Annotated in this window: 11 protein-coding genes; all 11 read left to right on the forward strand. The window is 58.9% G+C overall.

Going from position 1 to position 8,197, the window contains the following annotated elements:
• The coding region (locus VK725_RS05740) for a hypothetical protein (RefSeq protein ID WP_325317099.1) at positions 1-255 on the forward strand (255 nt) is incomplete at its 5' end.
• Between the two features lie 142 nt (positions 256-397).
• Positions 398-1,192: a TOBE domain-containing protein gene (locus VK725_RS05745; protein ID WP_325317100.1), complete on the forward strand. Its 795-nt coding sequence runs from the start codon at positions 398-400 to the stop codon at positions 1,190-1,192.
• 89 nt (positions 1,193-1,281) lie between these two features.
• A complete protein-coding gene (locus tag VK725_RS05750; protein WP_325317101.1) occupies positions 1,282-1,878 on the forward strand; it encodes a molybdopterin-dependent oxidoreductase in 597 nt (198 codons plus the stop codon).
• Between the two features lie 64 nt (positions 1,879-1,942).
• A complete protein-coding gene (locus VK725_RS05755; protein WP_325317102.1) occupies positions 1,943-3,514 on the forward strand; it encodes a porin in 1,572 nt (523 codons plus the stop codon).
• Between the two features lie 129 nt (positions 3,515-3,643).
• The gene (locus VK725_RS05760) at positions 3,644-3,862 is read left to right on the forward strand and encodes a hypothetical protein (RefSeq protein ID WP_325317103.1); all 219 of its coding nucleotides are present in this window, start codon (positions 3,644-3,646) and stop codon (positions 3,860-3,862) included.
• 70 nt (positions 3,863-3,932) lie between these two features.
• Entirely contained in the window at positions 3,933-6,236 is a 2,304-nt protein-coding gene (locus VK725_RS05765) for an ATP-dependent DNA helicase (protein WP_325317108.1), read from the forward strand.
• 13 nt (positions 6,237-6,249) lie between these two features.
• Positions 6,250-6,825: an FUSC family protein gene (locus VK725_RS05770; RefSeq protein ID WP_325317104.1), complete on the forward strand. Its 576-nt coding sequence runs from the start codon at positions 6,250-6,252 to the stop codon at positions 6,823-6,825.
• A gap of 94 nt (positions 6,826-6,919) precedes the next feature.
• Positions 6,920-7,261 carry a hypothetical protein gene (locus tag VK725_RS05775; RefSeq protein ID WP_325317105.1) on the forward strand — a complete coding sequence of 114 codons (342 nt, stop codon included), beginning with the start codon at positions 6,920-6,922 and terminating at the stop codon, positions 7,259-7,261.
• 64 nt (positions 7,262-7,325) lie between these two features.
• On the forward strand, positions 7,326-7,586 hold the full coding sequence (locus VK725_RS05780; RefSeq protein ID WP_325317106.1) for a hypothetical protein: 261 nt from the start codon (positions 7,326-7,328) through the stop codon (positions 7,584-7,586).
• Between the two features lie 42 nt (positions 7,587-7,628).
• Positions 7,629-7,721 (forward strand): K(+)-transporting ATPase subunit F, encoded by a 93-nt coding sequence (gene kdpF / locus VK725_RS05785; protein ID WP_115496368.1) that lies wholly within the window; start codon positions 7,629-7,631, stop codon positions 7,719-7,721.
• Positions 7,718-8,197: potassium-transporting ATPase subunit KdpA (locus VK725_RS05790; RefSeq protein WP_325317107.1), on the forward strand; the 480-nt coding region annotated here is incomplete at its 3' end. The genes kdpF and VK725_RS05790, both read left to right, overlap by 4 nt.

Raw genomic sequence — 8,197 nt, forward strand, 5'->3', positions numbered from 1 at the left:
AGCGGCGATGCTGCCGAAGCCGTGCCGCTGCGCGTGGTGCCGGGTTGGCGCGATGCCGCCAGCAAGATCGGTTTCCGCAAGGCGCTTGAAGCGTCGACCGATCTGTCGCAGCAGCAGTACGAAGCGCTGCACGACGGCAAACACGTCGATCTGAATTGCCCGCCGCGCGACCAGTTCGTCATCGCCCGCACCGGCAGCACCTACGAAAACGCGTTCCAGGATCTGGGCGTGGATTACTACGACTTCGCACGCTAGTCGCTGTAGAGCCGACGCCTCGTCGCGAACCTTTTTTGCTCGTCATTCCCGAAAGCGGGAATGACGAGCTTAGGTGTTCGCGGCGTGGCGCATTTCGCTAGACTCCCTATCGCTAAGGCGACACCACGAGGCTGGCGCAGTCATGTTCAAACTGAAGGGTGTGCTTTCGCTTCAATCCGGCGATCGGGCGCTCGGCGGCGCCGACCGCATCGCCTTGCTGACCAAGATTGGCGAGACCGGATCGATCACTGCAGCCGCACGCGCCGTGGGAATGAGTTACAAAGGCGCCTGGGATGCCATCGACGCCATGAACAATTTGGCGGACGAGCCTCTCGTAACACGCGTGACCGGTGGCAAAGGCGGTGGCGGGTCGCAACTTACCGAACGTGGAAAGCGCCTGATCGAAGCCTTCGCCGCACTGGAAGATGTGCATCGCCGCTTCTTCGAGCAATTCGAAACGCTGGCCGATGAATCGGCCGCCGACATCAAGCTGATAAGGAGCCTCATGTTCCGAACCAGTGCGCGCAATCAGCTAGCCGGTCGTGTGGTGAACATCCACAAAGGCGTCGTGAACGATACCGTCGAGCTTGAATTACCCGGTGGCGAACATGTCGTTGCCACCCTGACCTGCGAAAGCACGCAGGATCTTGGGCTTGAGATCGGCAGCGAAGCCATTGCGCTGATCAAGTCGTCGTCGGTATTGATCGCATTGCCGGATGAAGGCATGCGTCTTTCCGCGCGCAATCAATTTCCGGGAACCGTGGTTCAGGTGACGATGGGTGCGGTGAATGCAGACGTGCGTATTCGCCTGAACGGCGGCAGCGTCATGACGTCCATCGTGACGACGGAAAGCGTGTCGGCATTAGGTTTGGCCGACCGTGTGACGGTGGTTGCCGTCGTCAAGGCATCCAGCGTCATTCTGGGGACAGCCCGCTAGCCATCGGTCTTGCACTGGCCTTCACAGGAAACCGTCATATACTCGACTTTATTACGCCTCGACCCGAGGCGCGGGGATAGGTCGAGCTCATGCTTACCAACGGCGGATGTGCACTCATCACGCGGCAGACTACGTTGCGTGGCGCTCGTCTTCGTAGCGGCAACGCCACGATGATGCACCGATGGATGGCGCTGTTACTCACTCTCCTCGCCTTCTCTTCCATCAACGTTGCTGCACAAACGACAGCCGCCGATCAGCAGGTAGTGCGCGTGGTCGCCGATGGCCACGCACCCATCACGCTCGATCACACTGCACTTGCCGCCATGCCGCGCGTCAGCGTCACCGCAGCTGCGCATCACGAACCGCCGAGTCAATGGCAAGGCGTGGCGCTCCAAAGCATTCTGCAAAAAATAAGCGCACCAAGCGGCGAAAAACTTCGTGGACATGCCATGACGACGATCGTGCGCATCACTGCGCCCGATCACTATCAGGTCGTTTTCAGCCTCGCCGAACTCGATCCGATGCTCGGCAACGAACAAGTGATTCTCGCCGACACGCAAGATGGCCATCCAATTGCCAAGGATGGGCCTTACCGCATCGTGGTGCCCGGCGACAAACGGCCGGCACGCTGGATACGCAACGTCACCACGATTGAAGTGATCAACACCGCGTTGCCTTCACCCTGATCCATTTCCCTAACCACGCAGACGGTGATTGCGTTTCGCCACGCACTCACGGGGAGAGTTCCACATGCTGAAGAGATGGTTAGTTGCCACTACGGCTGTAGCGTTGATGGCTGCCAGCATCACCGCACAGGCTGATTCGTCCAGCACCGCCAATGTTCCAGCCGCCGAACCGGCTCCGGCCGCCCCACCCGCTCCTGCCGCGTGCACAAGCACCCAAGACTTCTTCGCCACCGATTGCCCGCTGACCTGGCATGGCATCACCCTGTATGGCGCCTATGACCTCGGCTTGGGCTGGGTCAGCCACGGCATGCCGACCAACGGCCATAACTATGAAGGCGAATCGTTGGTCAATCGCAACGGCAATCGGTCTCGTTTCCTCGCTGCGCCGAACAACCTGCAGCAGACGGGTGTGGGCATCCGGGCCAAGGAGGCGATAACGGATGGCTGGTATGTGGTGTTCAACGCTTCGACCGGCATCAATCCGCAGTCCGGCGAGATCGCCAATCTGGGAGCGACCAATACCATCAACAACGGCCGGGCAAGGCAGAACTATTCGTTCGCCGGCGACGGCGCGCGCGCGGGACAGGCTTTCAATGACGAAATCTATGGCGGCATATCGTCGGCGGATTTGGGCACGCTCACCTTCGGTCGTCAGCGCGCGCTCGGTACCGATGCGATGCTCTTGTACGATCCGGCCGGCGGCGCCTACTCCTTTTCGTTCATCGGCTATAACGGCCTGATGGCCGGCGGCGGCGACACCCAGGACACGCGTTGGGACAACGCCGTGAAATACCGTCTCACTTATGGCCCGGTTCATTTCGGTGCGATGTATAAATTCACCGACGGTTCGGGCGGTTGCTACTCGGCGTCCTCCACGTGGACAGCCGCCACCTGTACGCCGGAAAGCCCGCATAACCAAGCCTATGGACTGGATTTCGGCGGCACCTACGACAAGCTCTCGGCCGATATCGTCTACCAGCATGTCGACCAGGCGATCAGCGTGCTCAACCCATTGCTGGGGCCTGAGAGTCCGACGCAGCCGTATCAGTCGACCGTCAACAGCATCAATACCAACCCCATCACCGGTGCAAATCTGATCGGGACGGCCAACACCGAATACGGCATCGTGACCAACAACAGCGCCATCATGGGCGCTGCCAAATATACGTGGGACGCGTTCAAGTTCTTTGTCGGCTACGAGCACATCCGGCAGATGAATCCCAACAACCCGTTGGGCGTGGGCGCCACCGCGCAGGGCGGCTATCGCCTGAGCGGCGTCGAAGACAACAATCTTGATGCGCCCAAGATTGTGCAGGTTTGGTGGACGGGCGTGAAATACGCGCTCGACAGCAAGACCGACATCACGGTGTCTTACTATCACGAGCTGCAGAACGATTTCCGCATTCCGACGACTTGTTCAGTCGCTGCCGGATTCCGCAGTTCCTGCGGGGGCACCCTCAACGAAGTGTCGCTCTACGTGGATCATCACTTCACCAAGCGTTTCGACGCTTATGCCGGCGTTGCGTATTCCGACGTGAGCGGCGGTCTGGCCATCGCCATTCCGCACGGTCCCGGCGTTCCGTATTACCACGACAACAATCTTGCTCCGACCATGGGTGCTCGTTTCGTCTTCTGATCGTTTTTCCCGGCGATATCGATCGGCGTGGCAGGCCATCATGAAACCTCGCTGAGGAAGGTACGCGCGTAGCTTCCTCAACGACATGCCACCGCTTATGATCGGGCGATCACCCTCAAGGAGCCAATCATGCGTACCATCCTGATCGTCATCGGAATCGTGCTGTTGGGCGCAGGCCTTTGGGTTGTATTCGGTCACGGCAGCTACTCGCAGACCGATACCGTCTTTCAGCTGGGTTCGCTCAAGGCCACCGCGACGCACGACAAGGCCATTCCCGAATGGCTGGGCATCGCAGGCATTGTGGTAGGTGGCTTGCTCGCGCTTGGCGGGCTGTTGTCCAAACGCTGAATTGCATGCTTGCCGGTGAAAAAACCGCCGCCTTCGCGGCGGTTTTCATATGGGCAGCTACAATACCGGGATGGATGTCTCGCACCTGATCGACTCACTCAACGACGCGCAACGCGAAGCGGTCTGTGCGCCACCGGGCCACTACCTGATTCTTGCGGGCGCAGGCTCCGGCAAGACACGCGTGCTGACTCATCGCATCGGCTGGCTCAATCAGGTCGAGCATGTGCCGCCGTGGGCGATTCTTGCCGTGACTTTCACAAACAAGGCCGCCGGCGAAATGCGTGCGCGCATTGAGCATCTCATTCCCGGCGGCACGCAAGGACTGACCGTCGGTACCTTCCACGGTATCGCGCATCGTCTGTTGCGCAGGCATTGGCGTGAAGCCGGATTGCCCGAAAGCTTCCAGATTCTCGATGCGGACGATCAGCAACGACTCGTCAAGCGCGTAGTCGCCGGACTCGGCCTGGATGAGGCACGCTTTCCCCCGCGTCAGGCGGCCTGGCAGATCAATAGCTGGAAGGACGAAGGCAAACGCCCGGAAAACATCGAACACGGGCAACATCCCGTCACGCGCACGCTGGTGCAGATCTATCAGGCTTACGAAGATGCATGTCGTCGCGCAGGTCTGGTCGATTTTGCCGAATTGCTGCTACGTGCGCACGAATTGTGGTTGAAACAGCCTTCGATTCTTGAGCATTACCAGCAACGCTGGCGCTATCTTCTGATCGACGAATTTCAAGACACCAACTCGTTGCAATACGCGTGGATTCGGGTGCTTGCCGGTCAAACCGGTCAGGTCTTCGTGGTAGGCGACGACGATCAGGCGATTTATGGCTGGCGTGGCGCGAAAGTCGAAAACGTGCAGCAGTTCCTGCGCGATTTTCCTGGCGCACGAACGATCAAGCTCGAACAAAATTATCGCTCCACCTCCAACATTCTCAAAGCCGCCAACAGCGTGATCGAACGCAACGGCAGCCGTCTCGGCAAACAGTTATGGACAGCCGGCGAAGAAGGCGAACGCATCGCTGTCTACGCGGCCTATAACGAGCAGGACGAAGCACGCTTCGTGATCGAGCGTATTCGCGAATACATTGCCGAACACGGCACCGCGAAAGATTGCGCCATTCTCTATCGCTCTAATGCGCAATCGCGCAACTTCGAAGAACAGCTGATCCAGCACAATGTTCCGTATCGCGTGTATGGCGGTCTGCGCTTCTTCGAGCGTGCGGAAATCAAGGATGCGCTTGCTTATCTTCGCCTTACCGCGAATCGTCACGACGATGCAGCGTTCGAACGTGCGGTGAATACGCCACCGCGTGGTATTGGTGATCGAACATTAGATGTGTTGCGTCGACGTGCGCGACAGGACAGCATTTCGATGTGGGAAGCGGCACTCGTCGAACTTTCCTCCAGTATGGAATTGGCAGGGCGCGCGAAGAACGCTGTGAAGGGCTTTCTTGCGATGATCGATGAGATGACCCATGCCTTTAAGCCCCTCTCCCTCCGGGAGAGGGATTGGGGTGAGAGTACGATCTCGCCCGACGTTGCAAGTCCCGATTTACTCGCCTCGAACGAACCCTCACCCCCAACCCCTCTCCCGAAGGGAGAGGGGAGCGACGCATTGCCGCTGGCCGAACAGATCGATCACGCCATCGTGCAATCGGGCCTGCGCGAGTTTTACGAAAAGGACAGCCGCGGCAACGCCGAATCGCGCGTGGAAAACCTGGACGAACTAGTCAACGTCGCGTCCCGCTTCGAATTGACGCCGGATGACATCGAAGCAGGCTTGAGCGAACTCTCCGCCTTCCTTTCGCATGCCGCGCTTGAGGCCGGTGAAGGCCAGGGCGATTCGTGGGACGACTGCGTGCAACTGATGACGCTGCACTCGGCGAAAGGGCTCGAATTCCCGCTGGTTTTCCTCGTTGGCGTCGAAGAAGGTTTGTTCCCAAGCCAGCGTTCCGTCGAAGACGAAGGTCGATTAGAAGAAGAACGCCGTCTTGCGTACGTCGGCATCACGCGCGCGCGCGAACGCCTTGTCATTACACATGCCGAATCGCGTCGCATGCATGGCACAGAAATGCTGGCGCGTCCTTCGCGCTTTTTGAGCGAAGTTCCGCCGTCGCTGATCGATGAAGTACGGCCACGCGTGCAGGTCAGCCGCCCACTTTATGCCGGCCGCTTTGCCGAACCCGCGCCGACGCTGAAGGACGATTTACCGGTGAAACTGGGGCAACGCGTCAGTCATCCAAAGTTCGGCGAAGGTGTCGTAGTAAGTGCCGAAGGCAGCGGCGCGCATACACGCTTGCAGGTGAATTTCGAAGGCGAAGGCAGCAAGTGGCTGGTCGCTGCCTACGCGAATCTCACGCCGCTTTGAGGATGGTGCGCCGATGAGCGAACAAGATCTCCGCGACAGCCGTCGCCAGCTCGATTTTTTTCATCGTCAGCTCGACGACTTATATAAGCGTCTGCCGTGGGGCCATCGCCTGGTCGATGGCCTTTCGATGGCGGCGCAAGCACTCGCTGCGGGCAGCCTGGGCTATGGCGTTGGCTTGCTGCTGCATACGGAACAAGCATTCTGGGGCGCACTCACAGCGATCGCTGTCACGCAGCAAACGTACATGGATACGCGTAAGTCATCGCTCGATCAGGTAATCGGTGCAGCTATCGGTGGAACGGTCGCGCTGATTGGCTCCTACGTGGCCAAGGACAACTACACGGCCTACGCAATAACAATGGTGATAGCGATCGTGCTGTGCTGGTGCTTCAAGGTGGGTAGCTCCGGTAAATTGAGCGCAACGACGGTCACCATCGTCATGCTGGTCCCGCATGCTGGTCCTTTCTGGACCGTTGCACTCACGCGACTGGGCGAAGTCACCATCGGTATTGCCAGCGCGCTAGTGGTGACACGAATTGCGCATTGGCTGGAGGATCGCTGGCTGGGCGATCCCAACACAGATTCCTGAATCCATCTCGCAGTTAAACGCAGGCTCTTGCTGTGAAACCTGTGCTGGGAAGCCCGGTCCATTTTTGATCGACGCCACCTATATCGATCAGGACATGAACGCCACAGCAGAAAAACAAGAACCGTGTCTGCACCACGATATTTGCGTACACATCTTTACCGCATCGGCAGCCATGGTCGGCGTGTGCCTGACGGTGATCGGCATCATCCGCGTGGTGATTTCGCTACGCCGACCGGATATCTTTGGCGATGATCTGCTGGCCATCAACGCGATGCTTTATCTCGCGGCGTGCCTGGTGTCGTACTGGGCGTTGCGCACCCGCAACCTGCGGCGAAATCATCGGCTGGAACGTGGCGCGGATGTGTTGTTTCTCGTCGCGCTGACGCTGACAGCGGTGAATGCGGCGTTTATTGCCTGGGCCGTTTCCGTGCATTGAAGAGCTTACCCCCTGCGAAGTAGGGGGAGGCCGGGAGGAGGTCGCTCGCCCTAGCCATCGCGAGATGGCTTGCCCCTCCTTGCAAGGGAGGAGCACCGCCGGCCTCATCAAGCGGGCCAAGTTCCTGCTGTTCGAAAAAATTTACGCGTTCTATACGCCGGGTGCCGATTTCGCTACCCGCTTCTTATGCCTCGATCTCCACAATGCGCAGCTGTGTGGCACCGAGGCTCCTATGGACGCTATCTATCTCATTTTTGGTTTTGTGCTGGCTGCGGCCACGCTGGGCTTTCTGTTGCTTTGCGACCGCCTGGGTCCACGAAGCTAACCGCGCGCGGCGTTGCCGCGAGTCTTTAACGGAGCGAATCCCATGAACTTTTTCTACGGACTGGCCGCCGTCATTGCGGTGGCTTTGACGGTTTATTTGTGCGTGGCGCTGCTGAAACCGGAGTGGTTCGAATGACTGCCAACGATTTCATCCAGATCGGCGTGTATCTGGTTGTCCTGCTGCTGCTCATCAAGCCGATGGGCAGTTACATGACGCATGTGTTTGCCGATCAACCCAATCGCATCACGCGCCTGGGCGGCGGCGTGGAGCGTTTCATCTATCGCATCTGCGGCGTCAAAGCCGATGAAGACATGGGTTGGAAGCAGTACGCCATCGCCATGTTGATTTTCAATGTGTGCGGCATGGTGATGATCTACGTGTTGCAGCGTGCGCAGCAGTGGCTGCCGCTCAACCCCGAGCACTTCCCGGCTGTCAGCCCGGATTCGTCGATCAACACGGCGATCAGCTTCATCACCAATACGAACTGGCAGGCGTACTCGGGCGAATCCACGATGAGCTACCTGACCCAGATGATGGGTCTGGCGGTGCAGAACTTCATGTCTGCAGCGTGCGGCATTGCTGTGGCGATCGCAGTTGTACGAGGTTTCGCA

Source organism: Dyella sp., from assembly GCF_035486915.1.
In the GTDB taxonomy this organism is placed as follows: Bacteria; Pseudomonadota; Gammaproteobacteria; order Xanthomonadales; family Rhodanobacteraceae; genus Dyella_B.

What these genes read in the sequence shown, in the direction of transcription:
- VK725_RS05745 (WP_325317100.1), top strand. Translation starts at nt 398, where the DNA reads ATGTTCAAACTGAAGGGTGTGCTTTCGCTTCAATCCGGCGATCGGGCG.
- VK725_RS05750 (WP_325317101.1), top strand. Translation starts at nt 1,282, where the DNA reads ATGCTTACCAACGGCGGATGTGCACTCATCACGCGGCAGACTACGTTG.
- VK725_RS05755 (WP_325317102.1), top strand. Translation starts at nt 1,943, where the DNA reads ATGCTGAAGAGATGGTTAGTTGCCACTACGGCTGTAGCGTTGATGGCT.
- VK725_RS05760 (WP_325317103.1), top strand. Translation starts at nt 3,644, where the DNA reads ATGCGTACCATCCTGATCGTCATCGGAATCGTGCTGTTGGGCGCAGGC.
- VK725_RS05765 (WP_325317108.1), top strand. Translation starts at nt 3,933, where the DNA reads ATGGATGTCTCGCACCTGATCGACTCACTCAACGACGCGCAACGCGAA.
- VK725_RS05770 (WP_325317104.1), top strand. Translation starts at nt 6,250, where the DNA reads ATGAGCGAACAAGATCTCCGCGACAGCCGTCGCCAGCTCGATTTTTTT.
- VK725_RS05775 (WP_325317105.1), top strand. Translation starts at nt 6,920, where the DNA reads ATGAACGCCACAGCAGAAAAACAAGAACCGTGTCTGCACCACGATATT.
- VK725_RS05780 (WP_325317106.1), top strand. Translation starts at nt 7,326, where the DNA reads ATGGCTTGCCCCTCCTTGCAAGGGAGGAGCACCGCCGGCCTCATCAAG.
- kdpF (WP_115496368.1), top strand. Translation starts at nt 7,629, where the DNA reads ATGAACTTTTTCTACGGACTGGCCGCCGTCATTGCGGTGGCTTTGACG.